Origin of the sequence: Pseudomonas sp. SWRI99, assembly GCF_014270125.1 — a bacterium.
GTDB classification, from domain to species: domain Bacteria; phylum Pseudomonadota; class Gammaproteobacteria; order Pseudomonadales; family Pseudomonadaceae; genus Aquipseudomonas; species Aquipseudomonas hamedanensis.
This window is the reverse complement of record NZ_JABWQR010000012.1, coordinates 58,180-75,692: the sequence shown is the minus strand read 5'-3', so window position 1 is coordinate 75,692 and position 17,513 is coordinate 58,180. Positions and strand designations below refer to the sequence as shown.

The window sequence follows — 17,513 nt, the reverse complement described above, 5'->3', positions numbered from 1 at the left end:
GAAGCTGAAGAACACATGCAACATCAGTCGGGGCGTAGCGCAGTCCGGTAGCGCACTAGCATGGGGTGCTAGGGGTCGAGTGTTCGAATCACTCCGTCCCGACCATATTTTCAATGACTTAGCCGCTTTCGAGCGGCTTTGTTGTTTCTGCCGTAGTGACTTCCGAGTGACCTTGGCATTTTCGATCATGCTTCCCTCCTCTTCAGAATCGTCAGCGCTGGTGCGCGCGAGTCGGTTGCTGATACCTTGTTTGCCGCCGCAATGAGCTGATCCAACTCCGCTGCCGAGTAGTGGCTGGTGATGCTCCCGTTCTTGTGGCCGAGCAGCGCTTTGCGATCCTCCTCAGTTACGCCAGCAGCACGCAGCCTTCTCCCAAAGGTGTGCTTCTGGCAGGTATGCGCGGATTGGTACAAGCGCGAGTGGGGGCTGGAGTTCGAGACCTTCAAGCGCGCTGATGGCTGGTGGGAAAGCAAGGACAACACCAGCCTCTACGAAGCGAAATACGAGGCCGCCGGCTTCTTCCGAGTCGACCAGCCGCAGCGCGGCGACATGATCGTCATAGAAGTGGGCGGACGGTTTACCCGAATCATGCAGGAATCTTCCTCGGAGCCGATCCTGCATTGCCTGGCGAGGATGCAGCTACTTTCGGCCCCGGGCCGTTCCTGCTGCACCACCTGTATGGCAGGCCGTTGGAGGTCATTGTATTCGGCGGCCCGTGGCTTGACCGAACCCGCCTGATCCTCAGGCACAAAGATTCACAGTCAAATAACGTGGCTGGACCGCAGGAGAACTAAAATGGATAACGACAATTCAGAATTGCTCAAGTGCCTGGACTCGATGGCGCTTTCTCTGGCGGAGCATGATCATGAGTGGAAACATGAACAGCGCTAGGCATATGAATCAAGCGTTGCCTACCTTACTTCTGGCGATTGTAAGGAGACTGGTTCGTCGGTTTGAGGCTTTCGTTTTCCTCGGCAGCTTTCGAGTAGATGGAATCCTCTGACCCGCCTAGTTTTAGTCCGATTACCCTGGTCGGAGTGTTTTCTTTGGCCAGTTTTTTCAGTTCGGCTACGTCAGCCGCGCTCCAAGCCTTTCCGGCGTTTTCAGGTTTTTTTGCCATTTCGACCTCTAGGTCATTAACGCGCCGATATTGGCGCAATCCCAGTCCTTGGGCTTGCAGGCAAAGGACTGGACTATTTTCAATCTCCAGTCGAGCAGGTGAAGCGCCAGACATTCTCTCGAATTGCATATTCAAAAGAGAAGGTTCGAATGTCTGGTGGAACGTATTTCTGTTCGCCCTTTTCGTCCAAATCGTAGAACGAGTCTTTCATGAAGTACCTGAAAAGACCGGTTATCTTGTGGTTGTCGCAGTCCTCCAATATTTCCTGCGTAGGGACGCTTAGCATCAATGGATTTTTTGTGCTCCACACGATTTCCTGACGAAGCTTTTTTGCATCTTCATATTTTTCTTTCAAGTATTCCGGGATCGAAATTGCAGCATGTGGCATTGTTGTGCTCCGTTCGTTAATGGCTTCACGCACTACGCAAGGATCCAATTTATCCACTGGGCTTTCGTCCACGCTGGATGCCCACACAGCTTGGTGGAAATCGTAATCGGTCTATGATGGCTGTTCGCTTTCTCAGGGAATTGAGCCATGGCCTTTCGCATCCGGAAAAGTTTTAAAATCGCCCCAGGCATTCGTCTCAATGTCAGTAAGAGCGGCCTCAGCACATCGATAGGCGGAAAAGGCACGACGGTGAATCTGAGCAAGCGCGGGACGAAAGTAACGAGCAGCCTTCCGGGAGCAGGGCTTTCTTCATCCAAGCTGTTTGGTGGAGCGAAGAGTGGCGTTGCTAAAACCGCGCCTACACCTGTGTGGGCGCACATTGTCTCATGGCTAATAATCGCCGCTGTTCTCTGGGCAATCTTTAGATGAGCAAAGCCCAGTTCGTTGCTGGGTTTTTTTATGTCCGTCCACCCCGCCTGCATTCTTTCCCGCAGGCATGGACGCGGGATGCGCTCCCTTCCACTCAGCGAGATTCTGCGATCTCAGCTCGGTCATTCGCGTGGGCAAACATCTCGAGAAGCATCTGATCATGCGCCTTCTGAGTAACTGAGTACACCAATGCATCGGTCAAGTAGGATTGGTTTCATGCCGCGAGCTGAGGCCAAGTGCCTGGGCTCGACATCGACCGTTGCGGTCTTGCCGCTCCGGATATCGGTGACTTCTAGGTTGTAACGCCCAATCAAACCTTCATCACGTTTGGTCTGGCGTAGGCATTTGAAGGTAAGGGTGATGTCAGACATACCAGTTCCAAGGGGCACCAGTCTTGAGCTGATGCCGGGTAGTGAAGGCGTTAATGGACGGATAATTCTGTGGAGTCGCAGCTATTGTCGATTTGACATTTGTTAACCGGTTCCCAAGAGCCTTTCGGAACTACTGAATCCAGCCGATACATGGTCAGGATGCCTGCGTAATAGCTTCCTGGAATCCCCGGAAACGTTGCTTTTTCACCGTCTTTGAAACGCCCATCGTATATCAATACTGTGCTGCCGCTTTGCGGAGTGAGGCTGACTGATACGCGTCCTGACGGCCGGCAGCGAATCATCATGATTGCGTTGGTACGGTGCCCGTTGGGTGCTTCGTCGAAAGCGCGAACAATTTCGTGTCCGTCTGGTTCAAGGCAGCTTTTGCCAGAAATCGTGGCCGATACAGCCTCCACCCATGGCTCATCAATTTTTGCGGAGGGCATGAATGATTGGAGAGTGAGGCCAATTATTGCATTTGAGGGTAGGGGGTAAGCCAAATCTTCAAACGCGTTTCTAGCGCTGATAAGCACGGGCTCAAAGTTCTTCTTTATAATACTGGTCGTCGCTTCAAGGCAGGCGCCACTGACCGTCGCAACTGTCACTGCGAGAACTTTTAACGCATTCCTATTGATGTTCAATGTTTTAGGCGTCCTTGTGTTTTTCGAGCTGGTATCACCGCAGCCCGGTCCCTGGGCTTGCAGGCGAAGGACTGGGGATCCGTTGCGGTAGGGCAAGAGGCTACTATCGGAGGTCGGCGGGGCGTTGCTGAATATCTGTACAGTAAAAAATGGGGGATTGCCAAGCATTAGAGGCCTCAGTTAGCTTGCTTTGAAGACGGTGATTCATCATCTGATAAAACTTTATCAGGCGCAGGCGCAGGCGCAGGCGCAGGCGCAATCTTAGAAGGGTTTGTAGTTGGCTTGGAATCTAGATTCTGCAAATGCTCAATGTTCAGATTGAAGTTTTGAATCGTGTATTTTTTAGTTTCGGAGCTGGATTGATTCATTGCAGCTATACAAAACGTGGCGAAAACTAAAACTATAGCGATCATGCCCCAAGAAATAGTCTTCGCTGCAATGGTTCGGACTCGTTGATATCCCTGTTCACCATTTTTCACCAAATCCCAGGTTGATTTCAACAGCGGCGCGGCTGCGTTTCTGATTTCGTCACAGCAGTCAAAGGCTTCTTTGTATTCACCTAGGCTAAAGTGCTTCCTCGATCGAATTATACATTCCATTAGTATGGATTCGTGGCCGTTCGGATTTTCTTCAATATGTTTTTTATTTAGCCTTAGCTGTATGCGAGATAAGCTTTCTAAAATGTTCGAGTAGGCTTCGCGGGTATCGTTGTACCATTCCTTCCTTAGGGTTTTATAATCTGCGTCTTGCATACCCGTCGTTCTTTTATATAAGCCGTTTTTTTCTAGTCTTAAAAGTTCCTGCACGCCCGCAGTGTACTTTGAAATTTCATCTCGAAGCCCGTCTAGCCAAGCGAGTCTAAATTCAGAGACCTTGTTTTCCTTTGCACTCACAAGATTTAGAAATGAGAAAAACCCCGCCAGCAGTGCTGCCACTATTACGCCCAGTGCTACGAAGATTGTTGGTGGTATTGGGAAGCCTTCCATGGTTACTTTATCTCAAGATTGTAGTGGCGCAATGCTACTTGCTGAGTCGCGCGGAATTCTACTGTCCTTTCGTCCATGCTGGATGCCTGCACAGTGCTGCGCTACAGTGCATCCTTTCCCAGAGGAGTGACCTGCATGAAAATGATCTTAGGAGCGCTGGCGGTAGCGCTGTTGGCGGGGTGCTCAAGCTCGCAAATATCTGTTCGAGAAGCGAAGCCAGTTCCTAGCGATGAGCTGTATGCGTTTCAGAAGAAGCTTGCAAACGCCTCATCTCAGATCATTGTCGTCCGAGACGGAGGCATTCTCGGCTCTGGTTGCGATGTGATCTTTTATATTGAGGGGCGTCGGGCCGCCAAGATTGGACCTAGTGAGCGAGCAAGCTTTTATTATGAGCCCGGTTCTGTGAATTTAGGTATCGGATTGGCCGACTCCGGGCTTTGCACCGGCGTGGCGATTAAAACTATCAATGCAAACCTCAAGCCTGAAAGACAAAGCCAATTTCGAATCAGTAATGACTTGAGCGGGGGATTGTTTTTGGCTCCCTACGTCGACTACAGCGGGGGCTGACCGTCTGGCGTATAGAATGTCAATTGACGGACTAGAGGAGGCGCTTTTGAAGATACGGATAGGAAATTCTTACATGCGATTGATCTTTGTTGCGTTCGCGACAGCTCTTTTGGCTGGGTGTGCGACTTCGTCCACACCCTCCAGTGAAGCGAAGCAGGCGCCGGCCAGTCAGCTTTCGGCCTACCAGGCCAAGCCATCAGGGGCATATGGGACGCTGCAAGTGATCCGCGACTCTGGGCAGACCGGAAGCCTTTGTTCAGTGGCCGTTTTCGTCGATGGCAGCAGGCTGACAAGCTCGACCCGGGCCAGAAGGCATCTTTCTATCTCCGCCTGATTCGGTTTCAGTCGGCGCGGCTTACACCGGCTCTGGAATCTGCTCCATGGGCGCGGCCCGAACGGAGCGGGAAGCGATCGTGAAAGAAGGCGCGGTCAAGAAATACCGAGTTTTCACCGGTGGCGATGGGCAGATCGACATACTGCCCACGACTCTCTGAACAGACCGCCTCCGGGCGGTTTTTTATTGCCTGGAGAATGGCATGTGCTCAGCAATTACCTACACGCCCATGACGAAAGTCATGTCGTCCGGCTCGCTTGCGAAGAAGTTTTTTCGAAGCAAGCCATTCCTTCTCGACGGCGGATCGGCCGTGGAGGTTTTTCGCGCGCTCAATGCGACCATTGATGGTTTCGCCGAGGAAATTAAACGATTGGAGCGCCTTGGACTGAAGTTTGCGATCTTCCGGAATCGCCAAAACATCGGAATGGACGGATTCGATCTCGGTGGTACACGGGAAATCCGCATTGTTCTAGTGATTGGTGGCAGCAAGCGTGCGGGGGGACTACAGACCATCATCGGCACAGTGGTGATCGCCGCAGCCTATGTACTGTCATTCACTCCGTTTGCAGCCGCATCGCCGTTTTTGTATGCGGCCGGCGCGTCGATGGCGATCGGCGGCGTTATTCAAATGCTCAGCCCCCAAGCCTCAGGCCTGAAGCAAAGCGCATCCCCCGAGAACTCTCCGTCCTACGCCTTCGGCAGTGCCAAGAACACCACGGCCAGCGGAAACCCGGTACCGATCTGCATCGGCGAGCGCCGGTGGGGCGGGATGATCATTTCGGCCTCGATCCTGGCTGAAGACAAGGCTTAACTTTGAGGTACTGATGATATATTCGCGCTTTTGGCAGGAGAGAGAATATGCAAAGGATCATCGCAGCCCTAGTAATTGCGCTCGCAGTTGTTGGGTGTACAGCGTCTCCACAGGAGTTGAGGGCTGATGGGCCATTGAAGACTTTCACCTCATCAAAGTCGGAGCAGCAGGTGGCAGAGTGCATCCTCTACGCTTGGCAGAATGAGTCATTGGCTGGCGTTCATTACAACGTCAATCTTCAGCCAAAGCCCGGCGGAGGGAAGACAGTCGTTAGTGCGAATTATCGTGAGATGGTCGACGTTACGCAGCGCGACGGTCGAACGAAGGTTGAGTTTTTCTCCGACAGTAGCTGGATATCGGATCGCCGCGCCGCGAGCGCCAAGACCTGTCTTTAGATTTTCTCCATCTGCCTGCAGTGTCAGAAACGCCACTGCACTGATAACCACCTAACCCGCTTCGGCGGGTTTTTTTACGCATGGAGGAAAGCATGGGAGCAGCAGCACAGATCGATATCCGCGGCGAGATGGGCGGCAGCAGCAAGCCGAAGTCGCCGACCGAAGCCAGCGACAGCCTGCGCTCGACCAACCTGGCCAAGCTGCTCATTGCTGTAGGCGAGGGAAGTTCGACAGCGTCCCGACCGATTACGACATCTACCTGGACAACACGCCGATCCGCGATGCCACCCAAGATTTTCGGGCCTTGATCTGGCCGTGGCTCAACCGGCATTCGGCGGAAGGGGTAGGCGCCGTGGACTACAGTTGTCCGATGCGCAGTGACCTGGAGGCAATGAATGTTTGATCGATATCCTGAGCAGAAGCAGAGCAGGAAAGCGCTTTGCGCACTTGGTGTCGCGGTCATGACGCTGGGAATATTTTTAATCGTCATCAAGGGAGTGGGCGGGGTTCTATTCACCGTCATGGGAGCGGGGTTGGTTTTAACCTGCTTGGCGAGTGAACGAGCATTCGCGAGGGTACTTCGCCTGCTGAGTTGGTTTTGAGTCGACACCCTTTTCAGGGCCGTACACCGGCAGACCTTGTGGTTTATGAGAGAAGTTAAGGAGAGGTTGCTATGGAAAAGGCGTTTCGAGATCCATTGTTTTTGACAGGCTTACCGTTGGCTGTTTGTGGTTTCGCCATCACGGCGCCGGCCTTCTGGATTCCGGGCTTGGCCTTGATGGTGTGCGGATGGGCCAAGAGTAAAAAACAAGCCTGAGGCCGTCACCGCGGCCCCTTGTAGCAGTATATACGCATGGCGACCCCCATGTTTGGGGGCACACGGCCTCACAAAAGCATGAAGGGCTCCAGTTGCACGAGTCGTCAGCCGGAACGGGGATCAGGGGACGAGCTTCAGAGGCAGTCGGACTTGCCTATCTGAAACTCGACTATCGGTGAGCTGGTTGAATCGTTGTAGAGGTAGTTATCACTAATCCGTAACACCCGATCCCGTCTTGCCGTAACCGCTCCCGGCCTCTGTCAAATTCGAGTAAAAGATGCACCCGATAAGTCTCGCGAACAGGCCTAAAGTGTCGGCCAGATCCGGGTCGTCGAATATCACCGCCCTGGAATCCAAAGCACACAGCGCACCCCAGAGTTGTCCGTCGGGCAGGAAAACAGGTGCACCGGCGTAGCTTTCAATCATGTATTGCTTCACAACCGGGCGTGTAGCGAACCTGCCGTCTTTACTTATTTTCGGGACGAAAAGCACTTGGGGATCTCTTCGGAATTCACTGCAGAGCGTGGTCTCCAGTTCCAGCGTATCGCCGGTGTGGATGCCCAGCTCGATTGGGTCGTACGCGGAGCAGACTATCCATTCCGTTTCCGTGAATTTTGCGATCGCCGCGAAGCGCGTTCCTGTCATGCGTGTGACGAGCTGTAAAATGTTGGTAGTTGCCTCAATTTCGGCGATAGAGGAACGCTCTTCCGCGCTTAGCAACGCTCTGTGAATGGTGTCACTAAGAGGCATGCAGTTTTCTCCAATAATCAAATGATGGGCTGGCAGCGATACACGCGCTGGACGCTGCCCCTATTGATTCTAGACGGAGCTGATTCGTTCATTTAATTGGTTGCGAATTGCCATCAGCGAAGAAAATGATTGGCGCCAAACTCGATGCGTCGTCAGTTGTATAGGCAAGAAACGGGTTCGTTTGTGCAAAAACAGCACAGAATCTGTGCTGTACGTGATGTGTTCAAACAAGGCGTACCTTCCTAGCATTCCCTTTCTCATCAATCGAAAAGGAAATGCCCCATGCCACGTTTGACTCGTCGTTTTCTTGCTGCCTGTGCATTTTCTGGCATAGTTGCCAGCGCGGGTGCCTTGGCCGAAGGCCATCCGACCATTCGCGCCATGTCCGGCGCCAAACCGGTCAGCGAGTTGCCTGCCGGCAAATCCGCACTGCTGGTGATCGACTTCCAGAACGAATATTTCACGGGGCGCATGCCGATTCCCGACGGCGCCGAGGCGTTGGCCAAGACGCGTGAGCTGATCAAGTTCGCCGACAGCCACAAGATGCCGGTCTATCACGTCCAGCACGTTGCACCGGCAGGTTCCGCGGTGTTTGCCATTGATGGAGAAAGCGTGAAGTTCCACCCGGACATGCTGCCGCGGGCCAAGGATTCGGTTGTGCAGAAAACCAGCGTCAGCGTGTTCGCCAGTACCGACCTGGATCAGCGCCTGAAGAGTGCAGGCATCAAGACCCTGATCATTTCCGGTCTGATGACCCACGCTTGTGTTGCCGGCGCCGCCCGTGACGCTGCGCCCCTTGGCTACAACGTCATCGTCGCCTCCGATGCGTCGGCCACTCGCGACATTACCCGGGTCAACGGTGACAAGATCGACAAAGATGCATTGCACAAGGCCGCATTGGCCGAAGTCGAGGACACCTTCGGCGATGTGCTGACCACGGCCCAGATCGTTAAATTACCGGTGCGCTAAACCTATGAATCAGATGTTCGCCATGCGTGTATTTCGTTGCATTGTCGAGGCCCAGGGTTTTTCGGCCGCTGCCGAGCGGCTGGACACGACTCATTCCTCGGTGTCGCGACACTTGCAGCATCTGGAGTCCACGCTCGGCGTGCGTCTGATCAACCGCAATACCCGGCGCATGAGCCTCACCGCTGCGGGCGAGCGTTATTACGCGGCGTGCGTGGACATTCTGGATCGCGTCGATGCGGCGGCGCAGGCCGTCACTCTGGAGCAGGAACGACCTTCCGGCTTGTTGCGCGTCAGTGCTCCTCTGGTGGTCGGTACGCTGGAGCTGGCCCAGTGGTTGCCAGCGTTCCAGCAGCGCTACCCGGATATCCAGGTCGACCTGTCCTGCTCGGACCCTTTCGTCGATCTGGTGGCCGATGGCTTCGATGTCGCCATTCGCATTTGTGGCCCGTTAGCCGACAGCAGTCTGGTCGCGCGGTTACTCACGGTTTCGCCCATGGTCCTGGTCGCGTCGTCGGCCTATGTATTCAGGCACGGCTTGCCGCGTAGCGTCGCCGAACTGGGCGAGCACCGGCTGCTGACATTTGCCGGCACGGCTCAATGGTCATTGATCAATGAGCGGGACGAGCCGATATCCGTCACGCCCGACAGCAGCTTTCACACCGATACCATCGCCGCGTTGCACGCTTGTGCACTGGCGGGCGGCGGCATCGCGGCTTTTACGTTAGCCACAGTGCAGGACGACCTGCAGGCGGGGAGGCTGGTGCGGATTCTTCCGGACTACACCCTCGGCGTGCGCCATTACTACGCGTTGTATCCCCATGCCCGACATTTGCCCGCCAAAGTCAGGGCATTTGTCGATTTCATGGCCGAGTATTACCGGCTCAAGGCGCAAGGTTGAGCAACGTCAGAAACGAACAAATCGTGTTCATCGACTGAATTCAACAGGGGCATTGAGGGCACGCGTTGCCTCTGCGGAGGGGGGTATGGGCGGCTGTGCAATTTGAGACAAATCCTAGGGATCGCTCGCAATGAAATCGATAGTCTGCGAGCAACCAGAATGCAGGTCAGCCGGCATTCGCTTTTTTTTGAGAGCGCCTTTCGAGAGACTCCGAAGATGCTTCGAACCATTTCTGTCATCTGTCAAACGACCCATCCTTCCCCACGCCAAGGGACAGGCTGCTTATCGGGAAAGGGAATCAAGCCGTGTTGAACACTATCAGGGTTGGGGTGCTCGATGAGCAGGAAGTCGTGCGTTACGGCCTGTGCAACCACCTCGCCAGTCAATCGGGCATGATCGTGGTGGGTTCGTATCGCAGCGCCGGGCATGCCTTGCAGGCTGCCGATCAAGGCGAGCTGGACCTGTTACTGATGGACCACAGGCTGAATCACAGCGATAGCATCGGGCTCATCAAGACGCTGAACAAAGACTATCCGGCCTTGAAAGTCCTCGTCCTGATGGCGCAGCCCAACACCGCCGTGGCGAGCCTTCTGTTAACGGCCGGCGGGCATGGCGTGGTCAGCAAGACCCAGCCCCTGGGTGTATATGTCGAAGCGGTCCGCGCGGTAGCGGCCGGAGAATCGTATTGCTGCACCGGCTCCGTGGCCGACGCTAGCCAGTGTCAGTCGGTTTCCGGCGCAGGCGCGCAGGCCGATCATCCTGGCACGCAGCTACTCGGTCATCCGATGCTATCGCTGCGCGAGCGGGAAGTGCTGCGGTTGTGCATCAGTGGAATGACCGTGACCCAGATTGCAATCATGTTCGAGCGCAGCGTCAAAACCGTGAGTGCGCAGAAGCTGACGGCTTACCGCAAATTGGGTTTGAAAAACGACATGGAGCTGTTCAAAAGGCTCTCGCGACGCGGGACCTGAACTGCCTTGCCATCAGGTTCCTGGCAGGTTCAACGACAGTATCGCCGACCGACGAAACTCGCGCATGCCAGATCCGGCAGCTCAGAACCGTCTGTTTCCGAGTGTGCTCTCGGAAATTTCCTAGACACTTCGCTACCCCCGATCCCGATACTTGTTTGTATTGCGCCGAGGCCTTGGGAAGCTGCTTTTTCAGTTGATTTTCCGATGGCCCGCCGCGCCGCGACAGCATGAATCTTTTACTTTGCCGATTCCGGGAGAAGCGAAAATGAAATGGTCGAATCTTGCACCTCTGCGCGTGGCCATTCTGGACGATCACCCGTTGGTTCGCCGGGGCTTCGGCTCGCGGATTGAATCGGAACGCGACCTCAAGCTGGTTGCGATGTATGCAGGCAGTCGTGAGCTGTTGGCTGGCCTGCGCGATGAAGCGGTGGATGTGCTGGTCCTCGACTATTCTCTGCAACAGGACGAATTGGACGGTTTGAACCTGATTCGTTTGCTGCGCGTGCGCCATCCCGAGGTCCGGATCCTGGTGTCTTCTTCGGCTGAAAGCCTGGCGACCATCTCGTTGGCCCTGCGTGCCGGGGCCAGCGGTTTTGTCGGCAAGTCGCAAGAGGTCGACGATCTGCTCGGAGCGATCCGGACGGTGGCGTGCGAGCGTGTCTATCTGGCACAGGAAGTGGCATTGGAGCTGGGGCATGTGCCGTCCCGGCAAGGGGAAGATGAAGTCGGCAAGTCGATTCGCGTCGACTCCGATTCTGCCCTTGTCAGCCATCCGTTGCTTTCCCCCAAGGAACAGGAGGTCCTGCGATGCTGCCTGGATGGTATGTCGGTGTCGCAGATTGCGCACAAGTTCACCCGCAGTCGCAAGACCATCAGCGGGCAAAAGCAATCTGCCTTTCGCAAGCTCGGGGTGAGTTGCGATTCCGAGCTGCACAAGATTCACGGCGAGCTGAGCCTGGCTTGATTCGGTTGTTCAGAGCGCTGCTGATGCTGCTGTTCGGCATCGGTTACCTACCGTTGTGCGCCGCGCAAGACCCGGGGTTCACCGAGCAGGAGCAGGAGTGGATCGCTTCGCATCCGGTCATCAACGTTGCGGTCGGTGCCGATTGGCGTCCCTTGGAATATGTCGAAAACGGCGTCTACAAAGGGCTGAGCGCCGAATACCTGAAGGCTATTTCGCGGGTCTCGGGCCTGCAGTTCCGCTGGGTGCCGGGGGCGAGTTGGAGCGAGGCCCGGGAGGCCTTGAATAAAGGCCAGGTCGAGCTGCTGCCAGCGGTTTCCGAGGCGTTTTCCACGCCGGCACTGCGCGACAGAATTGCCTACAGCCAACCCTATTTTGCCGGTTCGACGCTTATCGTGACCCGGGCGAATTCCCCCACGGTGTACGACCCACGGCAGTTATCCGGAAAAAAAGTGGCGATCAAGGGCGGTGGCGGATACGAGCGCAGCCTTCGCGAGCATTACCCGGGCATCCAACTGCTGACTGTCGTCACACCTTCCGAGGCCCTTGATCTGGTGGCGACCGGCGAGGCGGAGGCGGCAATCGATGTCGATACCGCCTTGCTGCCTATCATGCAGCGGCGTTATCTCGGCGCGCTGCACATCGCCGGGACGATTGTCGACATGCCGGCCGTGGTCAGCATGGGCGTCTCCAGAGACCAGCCGTTGCTGCTCTCCATCATCAACAAATCGATCGGTTCTCTGACCGCGCTGGAAACCGACCAGATGATCGAGCGCTGGGTGGTGCCCACCGATTATGGTCTGCCGTCCTGGCCGATCGTGCTGCATTACTACCGCTGGCAGGCACTGGCGGCGGCGTGTTTGTTCGCACTGTTTGCGGTGCTGGTCTATCGGGCGCTCAAGGCCCGTCGGCGGGCGGAGCGCAGTGAGCGTGACAAAGCCATGTTCCTGGCGGTGATGAGCCACGAAATCCGCACGCCCATGAGCGCCATCCTGTCCTCCATCGAATTGCTCGAACGCGCGAAGCTCGCGCCCGAAGAAGCGCGACTGGCCAAAGTGGCGGCATCCGGGGCCAATGGCTTGCTCGAACTGCTCGATGATGTCCTCGATTTTTCCAAGATGGAGGCCAAAAAAGTCACGCTCGATTGCAAGGCCAGCGACATTGCCGGGCTGGCGCGGGAGGCCGTCAGCATTGCCGAAATCCGCGCCCAGGAAAAAGGCCTGCCGCTGATGCTCAAGTTGCGATTGGAGGAGGGCGTCTGGCCGGTCATCGATGCCCAGCGCGTGCGCCAGGTGCTGAACAACCTGATCTCCAACGCCGTCAAGTTCACTGCGGCGGGGCGGGTCGAGGTGAGCGTCGACCTGTCGACGGCTCAGGAGGATTCGGCGCTGGGCGTGTTGTCGATCAAGGTTGAGGACAGCGGCATCGGCATTGCCAAGCGTGCGCAGAGTCGTCTGTTTCGAGCGTTTGCCCAGGCCGATCAATCGACCACACGCCAGTTCGGCGGGACGGGGCTGGGGCTGAGAATCTGCAAGGACCTGGTGGAGCTGATGCAAGGCGATATCCAACTGCATAGCCAGCCGGGGAAGGGCACCGTGGTCGAGGTGCGGATTCCGGTAGCCCTTACTCGGCAGGCCGCGAGTGCCGCGCCGTTGGAAAGCCTCGACGACAGCGCTCGGCAAGCGACTGCCGAGCAGCATCCCGAGGATTACCAGCCCGCATCCTTGACGGTGCTGGTGGTGGAAGACCATCCCCAGAACCGCTTCGTCATCGAGCGCCAGTTGCACGCCTTGGGCTATGCCGCGGTGCTGGTGGAAACAGGGCAAGCGGCGCTCGACAGCATCGCTGAAACGGCATTCGATATCGTCTTGCTCGATTGCAATCTGCCGGACATCGACGGTTATACCGTGGCGTCGAGGATTCGCCAGAATGAACTCGGCAGCGCCCGGCATGTGCCGATCATTGCCATCTCGGCCATGGTCGGGCCGGAACATCTGGACGCCAGCCTGTCGGCGGGTATCGATGGGGTTCTATCCAAGCCCCTGCGCCTCAACGAACTGCGGGCGACCATCGAAATGTGGTGCGACACCGGGCAATCCCTGACCCCCGCTGTCATGGACGAGCCCGCCACCGCGACCAACCTCCACGAAGAATTTCTGCTGACCAGCGAAGCCGACCTGGCGAAGTTGCGGCAAGCCGTCAGTGCAGCGGATTGGCGTCAGGTTGCACGCACAGCGCACCGTATCGTCGGTGCCGCGCTGAGCCTTGGCAGGCCGGACATTGCCGGCTTCGCCAGAGCCATCGAGCAGGAAGCGTCCGCGCCCGGACTGTCGGCGCTCTCGGTTGGCGCGGTCCAGCGCCTGGAAAGTGCTCTGCGCAACAGCCACGGTCCGGAGCAGGCCGACCACCGCAGTTGATTAATCAGCCGCCCGTTCGCGGCGGCTGGCTGCCTCGCAAATCCCGAATGGTTGAGCTTTTGGGACAGGTCTCATATCGGCGGACCGCCTCCTTCAAGAGAATTCTTATACCTCTAAGGCCCCCCAAAAAAGCGGAATGCCTTGGTTGATTGAAGGCGTGCCGGGCACTCCCGGTGTGATGAGCAACCTGACTAATTGAAGGCAGAGCACGTGAACCCAAGTGCAGTGAATATCGCCGTAGTAGACGGCAAGACGATTACCCAGACGCAAGAGCTTCGCAGCGCCGCGGCGGGTGAACCGGTACGAATCAAAGCCGTGCGCGGCGGCAGCTATATCCTCGCCGAAGGCGAGAAAGGTGTCGCGCCACAGAACATCACCGTCAAGCGGGTCGGCAAAGACCTGCACGTCAGCCTTGAAGGCGCCGAGCTGGATCAGCCGCAACTGATCATCGAAGACTTCTACGGCAGCGACAGCCAATTGGTCGGCATGGCCGAAGACGGCGAGTACCACGAGTACGTTGCTTCCGACGCTGACGCCGAACACGAAGCCGCGTTCCTGATGGATGGCGACTCTTCGGCCCAGGTGCTGGCTTCGGATCAGTTGCCGGGCTTTGGCACTGGTCTGGTCGCGGGCGCTGGCGCTGGTCTGATGGGCATGGCCGGCATGGGCTTCATGCCGGCCATGCTCGGTCTCGGGGCGTTGGCGCTGGGTGGCGTGGCGTATGCCGTCAGTAACAAAAGCGACGGCGGTAATGATCACGCCCCGGGCGTCCCGCCAACCGCGCCCATCGCCGGTGTTTATGACAACGTCGGTGACGAGCAGGGACTGATCGGCCACGGTGGCGCCACCGACGACCGCACCCCGACCTTCACCGGCACCGGCACCCCGGGCAACACGGTTGTCATCAGGGACAACGGTGTCGTCATTGGCGAAGTAGTGGTTGGCGAAGACGGCAGCTGGGAATTCACCCCCACCACGCCGCTGCCTGAAGGTGCGCACAACCTCGTCGTCGTTGAAAAAGACCCTGCCGGCAACGAGGGCATCCCGTCCGAAGGCTTTGAGCTGATCGTCGATGTGACCGCACCCGGCAAATCGACAATTTCTGCTGTGATTGACAATGAAGGCAACGACACCGGCCCTGTTGCGAATGGCGGCTACACCGACGACAACCGTCCGACGCTGACCGGCACCGGCGAAGCCGGCGCGCGTATCGACGTCTACGCCAATGGTGTGAAAACCGGGTCAACCATTGTCAATGCCGACGGCACCTGGAGCTATACGCCGGAAACCGCGTGGGGCGATGGCCAGCACGTGCTTACCACTGTCGCGGTCGATGCCGCTGGCAATGCCGGCCTGCCGTCCGATCCGTACACCATCATTATCGATACTGTAATACCGGGCAAAGGCGTGATCGGCGAAGTCGTTGACCAGTCCGGTGATCCTATCGGCAACGGCGGCGCCACTTCGGACAAGCAGCCGATCTTCAATGGCGGCGGCCTGGAACCGGGCGATACCGTGATCATCAGGGACAACGGCGAAGTGATCGGCGAAGCCACCGCCGATGGCGACGGCAATTGGTCATTCATTCCGGTCCCTGCGCTGGACGACGGCAACCATGAAGTGGTGGTCGTGATCAAAGACCCTACCGGCAACGAAGGTGATCCTTCCGATCCGCACTTGATCATCGTTGATACCCAGGCGCCGGTAATGCCGGGTGACGGCAGCATCGGGGAGGGTAAGGCGTTTGAAGGTGCGTGGGATGACCAGGATCCGATTATTGACAAAATCAAACCGGGCGATGAAACCAATGACGCCCGACCGGAGTTCAAGGGCGTCGGCCTGGAGTTTGGCGACACCGTGGTCATCCGCAACAAGGGCGCCATTATTGGTACTACGCCCGTAAAAAGCGACGGTACCTGGTCCTGGACACCAGAACACGACCTTCCCGAAGATGCGTACAGCGTCGATATCGTAATCCGCGACAAGGCGGGCAACGAGAGTGATCCGAGCGGTGCGCTGGATTTTGTTATAGACCTCACGGCGCCTTTGGCACAGGCCGTGGTTACCAGCATGGGCAAGGACAGCGGTGCTGACAGCAGTGACTTCGTTACCAATGACGGTTCGGCGGGGCGTTTGATTCAGGGCACGTTGAGTGCTGCGTTGGCGGCTGGCGAAAAAGTGCAGGTGTCCACGGATGGTGGTGTCACTTGGCTGGATGCTTTGGTTGATGGTGCTGGGGGCTGGAGCTTTATTGACCAGAATAGCCACAGCAGTAGCTGGGAAATTCAAACGCGCGTTACCGATTTAGCGTGTAATGCAAATGCTTCCAGTCAGACCGTTACCGTGAACACCTCTGTCGCTGTGCCCGATACGGTGAAGTGGGATGGTACGAATGTTGAAATTGAGTTCAATGGTAGTGGTCTGACTGTAGGCAGCAAGATCCATTTGATAATCGACGGTTTCATTGTCGAGCAGTCACTAAGTCAGGATGATATTGACGCGGGGGCTGTATCGGTATCGTGGTCTTCTGCAGATAAGGGAAATTCAAATGTTATCGCGGCTGCTATCGTTGATACGGCTGGCAATGTCTCTTCTTATGTAATTTATGAGAAAACCGACTCAAATATAATTGTTGAAGATTTCAATTCGCAGTCACCAACGACCATGGCGGCAGGCGATGTGATTGCGCTCTCCAATTTCGACTTTCGAGCTATCGCTGTCGGCCCTGATCTGGGTTGGGGTACAACGGGCTTTGGCGACGGACGGGGATGGACGACACCTTCGCCCAGCATGGCTATGACCATTAGCGCAGGTTCGAAAATCCAACTTGATATGAAAAGTCATGACTTTAGTTACATGTCTATGACGATAGGTGACTTAAATTTCGGTGAGCAGGTTACCGCCGTATTCTATGATCAGAACAACACAAAAGTTTATGAGGAGAGTTTTATTGATGATTCTCCTGGTGGCACCCCTTACGTCATTACAGCTGAATTACCATACGGACTAACTTTTTCATCTGTAACTTTGGAGGCTACCGGCCGAACAATAGGTGCATTCTGGATAGATGATATTCAGATGGGGGTCGAGGGGTACTCGGCTACTGGGGAAACTGTCGCAGAGATTAACCAAACGATTACTCAAGGCGATGTTCAGTATTACGGTGGCGAAGCTGACAATGTTTTCTCGTTAGCTGACGTCGGCCTATTGGCGGGCAGCGGCGCTATTAACGGTGGTCTTGGGGTCGATACTCTGAGTTTGACAGGCACAACACAGACGCTTGATCTAGGTATTATCGGAAAACTGGAGTCCATCGAAATCATCGACATCACCGGCACCGGCAACAACACCCTGAATCTGTCCCTCGGTGACGTACTGGAACAAGGTGAAACCTCACTGTTCACCAGCGATGAAACTGTCCAGATGATGGTCAAGGGCAACGCCGGCGATGAGGTCAACCTCGACGACCTGCTCGCCGACGGGACCGATCCGGGCGACTGGGCGGCGCAAGGTGCGGTCACGGTAGAAGGTATTACCTACAACGTGTTCCAGCATTCGAGTCTGGACGCTCAGTTACTGGTCCAGGACGGGGTCACCACCAACCTGGTGTAAGGCTAGCGGGGCGGGGCGTTTGCTCTGTCCCTGCGGGTTACCCGTTTATTCGCCAACTTTCCCATACATTCAATAC

16 protein-coding genes, 1 tRNA gene and 3 pseudogenes are annotated in these 17,513 nt (G+C 56.3%); 13 read left to right on the top strand and 7 right to left on the bottom strand.

Annotated features, from left to right (window positions below; genetic code table 11):
- Positions 1 to 28: 28 nt before the first annotated feature.
- Positions 29 to 105: transfer RNA gene (locus tag HU743_RS12000), tRNA-Pro, on the top strand.
- Positions 106 to 185: 80 nt separating this feature from the next.
- Here HU743_RS12000 and HU743_RS27185 read toward each other — a convergent pair.
- A pseudogene (locus HU743_RS27185) lies at positions 186 to 386 on the bottom strand (site-specific integrase); the annotation flags it as partial.
- 1 nt (position 387) lies between these two features.
- Between HU743_RS27185 and HU743_RS11995 the strand changes: the two are divergent.
- A pseudogene (locus HU743_RS11995) lies at positions 388 to 794 on the top strand (phage tail protein); the annotation flags it as partial.
- A 122-nt stretch (positions 795 to 916) separates the two neighbouring features.
- On the opposite strand, the gene HU743_RS11990 reads toward HU743_RS11995, so the two are convergent.
- A complete protein-coding gene (locus HU743_RS11990) occupies positions 917 to 1,120 on the bottom strand; it encodes a hypothetical protein (RefSeq protein ID WP_186648822.1) in 204 nt (67 codons plus the stop codon).
- Positions 1,121 to 1,199: 79 nt separating this feature from the next.
- Positions 1,200 to 1,541, bottom strand: coding sequence for a hypothetical protein (locus tag HU743_RS11985; RefSeq protein WP_186648820.1), 342 nt, complete (start codon positions 1,539 to 1,541; stop codon positions 1,200 to 1,202).
- Between the two features lie 114 nt (positions 1,542 to 1,655).
- On the opposite strand from HU743_RS11985, the gene HU743_RS11980 reads away from it, so the two are divergent.
- Entirely contained in the window at positions 1,656 to 1,937 is a 282-nt protein-coding gene (locus HU743_RS11980; protein WP_186648818.1) for a DUF4236 domain-containing protein, read from the top strand.
- 158 nt (positions 1,938 to 2,095) lie between these two features.
- Here the strand turns inward: HU743_RS11980 and HU743_RS11975 are convergent, their stop codons facing one another.
- The 3 genes from HU743_RS11975 to HU743_RS11965 are packed head-to-tail and all read right to left on the bottom strand — an operon-like array spanning position 2,096 to position 3,935.
- On the bottom strand, positions 2,096 to 2,308 hold the full coding sequence (locus HU743_RS11975; RefSeq protein ID WP_186648816.1) for a hypothetical protein: 213 nt from the start codon (positions 2,306 to 2,308) through the stop codon (positions 2,096 to 2,098).
- 50 nt (positions 2,309 to 2,358) lie between these two features.
- Positions 2,359 to 3,117 (bottom strand): hypothetical protein, encoded by a 759-nt coding sequence (locus HU743_RS11970; RefSeq protein WP_186648814.1) that lies wholly within the window; start codon positions 3,115 to 3,117, stop codon positions 2,359 to 2,361.
- A gap of 8 nt (positions 3,118 to 3,125) precedes the next feature.
- Positions 3,126 to 3,935: a hypothetical protein gene (locus HU743_RS11965; protein ID WP_186648812.1), complete on the bottom strand. Its 810-nt coding sequence runs from the start codon at positions 3,933 to 3,935 to the stop codon at positions 3,126 to 3,128.
- 135 nt (positions 3,936 to 4,070) lie between these two features.
- On the opposite strand from HU743_RS11965, the gene HU743_RS11960 reads away from it, so the two are divergent.
- From HU743_RS11960 to HU743_RS11945, 4 genes and pseudogenes are all read left to right on the top strand, one after another.
- Complete coding sequence (locus HU743_RS11960; RefSeq protein WP_186648810.1) at positions 4,071 to 4,502, top strand: hypothetical protein; 432 nt, start codon at positions 4,071 to 4,073, stop codon at positions 4,500 to 4,502.
- 536 nt (positions 4,503 to 5,038) lie between these two features.
- Positions 5,039 to 5,647: a tail assembly protein gene (locus tag HU743_RS11955; protein WP_186648809.1), complete on the top strand. Its 609-nt coding sequence runs from the start codon at positions 5,039 to 5,041 to the stop codon at positions 5,645 to 5,647.
- Positions 5,648 to 6,134: 487 nt separating this feature from the next.
- A pseudogene (locus HU743_RS11950) lies at positions 6,135 to 6,331 on the top strand (hypothetical protein); the annotation flags it as partial.
- Between the two features lie 384 nt (positions 6,332 to 6,715).
- Positions 6,716 to 6,859 carry a hypothetical protein gene (locus tag HU743_RS11945; RefSeq protein ID WP_186648808.1) on the top strand — a complete coding sequence of 48 codons (144 nt, stop codon included), beginning with the start codon at positions 6,716 to 6,718 and terminating at the stop codon, positions 6,857 to 6,859.
- Positions 6,860 to 7,069: 210 nt separating this feature from the next.
- Here the strand turns inward: HU743_RS11945 and HU743_RS11940 are convergent, their stop codons facing one another.
- Entirely contained in the window at positions 7,070 to 7,609 is a 540-nt protein-coding gene (locus HU743_RS11940; protein ID WP_186648807.1) for a GAF domain-containing protein, read from the bottom strand.
- A 282-nt stretch (positions 7,610 to 7,891) separates the two neighbouring features.
- Between HU743_RS11940 and HU743_RS11935 the strand changes: the two genes are divergently transcribed.
- The 6 genes from HU743_RS11935 (at position 7,892) to HU743_RS11910 (ending at position 17,437) form a co-directional block, all read left to right on the top strand.
- Positions 7,892 to 8,578, top strand: a complete 687-nt coding sequence (locus HU743_RS11935) for a cysteine hydrolase family protein (protein WP_186552402.1) — start codon at positions 7,892 to 7,894, stop codon at positions 8,576 to 8,578.
- A gap of 4 nt (positions 8,579 to 8,582) precedes the next feature.
- Positions 8,583 to 9,476: a LysR family transcriptional regulator gene (locus tag HU743_RS11930; protein WP_186648806.1), complete on the top strand. Its 894-nt coding sequence runs from the start codon at positions 8,583 to 8,585 to the stop codon at positions 9,474 to 9,476.
- A 305-nt stretch (positions 9,477 to 9,781) separates the two neighbouring features.
- Positions 9,782 to 10,447 (top strand): response regulator transcription factor, encoded by a 666-nt coding sequence (locus tag HU743_RS11925; protein WP_186648805.1) that lies wholly within the window; start codon positions 9,782 to 9,784, stop codon positions 10,445 to 10,447.
- 151 nt (positions 10,448 to 10,598) lie between these two features.
- Positions 10,599 to 11,411: a response regulator transcription factor gene (locus tag HU743_RS11920; RefSeq protein WP_346656522.1), complete on the top strand. Its 813-nt coding sequence runs from the start codon at positions 10,599 to 10,601 to the stop codon at positions 11,409 to 11,411.
- Complete coding sequence (locus HU743_RS11915; RefSeq protein ID WP_186648804.1) at positions 11,408 to 13,825, top strand: transporter substrate-binding domain-containing protein; 2,418 nt, start codon at positions 11,408 to 11,410, stop codon at positions 13,823 to 13,825. Before HU743_RS11920 ends, HU743_RS11915 begins: the two co-directional genes overlap by 4 nt.
- 210 nt (positions 13,826 to 14,035) lie before the next feature.
- Positions 14,036 to 17,437, top strand: coding sequence for an Ig-like domain-containing protein (locus HU743_RS11910; RefSeq protein WP_186648803.1), 3,402 nt, complete (start codon positions 14,036 to 14,038; stop codon positions 17,435 to 17,437).
- The last annotated feature ends 76 nt before the right edge of the window (positions 17,438 to 17,513 follow it).

Coding starts and splice junctions, on each gene's coding strand:
- HU743_RS11965 (WP_186648812.1), bottom strand. CDS start 3,935: ATGGAAGGCTTCCCAATACCACCAACAATCTTCGTAGCACTGGGCGTA.
- HU743_RS11955 (WP_186648809.1), top strand. CDS start 5,039: ATGTGCTCAGCAATTACCTACACGCCCATGACGAAAGTCATGTCGTCC.
- HU743_RS11930 (WP_186648806.1), top strand. CDS start 8,583: ATGAATCAGATGTTCGCCATGCGTGTATTTCGTTGCATTGTCGAGGCC.
- HU743_RS11945 (WP_186648808.1), top strand. CDS start 6,716: ATGGAAAAGGCGTTTCGAGATCCATTGTTTTTGACAGGCTTACCGTTG.
- HU743_RS11940 (WP_186648807.1), bottom strand. CDS start 7,609: ATGCCTCTTAGTGACACCATTCACAGAGCGTTGCTAAGCGCGGAAGAG.
- HU743_RS11990 (WP_186648822.1), bottom strand. CDS start 1,120: ATGGCAAAAAAACCTGAAAACGCCGGAAAGGCTTGGAGCGCGGCTGAC.
- HU743_RS11960 (WP_186648810.1), top strand. CDS start 4,071: ATGAAAATGATCTTAGGAGCGCTGGCGGTAGCGCTGTTGGCGGGGTGC.
- HU743_RS11975 (WP_186648816.1), bottom strand. CDS start 2,308: ATGTCTGACATCACCCTTACCTTCAAATGCCTACGCCAGACCAAACGT.
- HU743_RS11935 (WP_186552402.1), top strand. CDS start 7,892: ATGCCACGTTTGACTCGTCGTTTTCTTGCTGCCTGTGCATTTTCTGGC.
- HU743_RS11970 (WP_186648814.1), bottom strand. CDS start 3,117: ATGCTTGGCAATCCCCCATTTTTTACTGTACAGATATTCAGCAACGCC.
- HU743_RS11980 (WP_186648818.1), top strand. CDS start 1,656: ATGGCCTTTCGCATCCGGAAAAGTTTTAAAATCGCCCCAGGCATTCGT.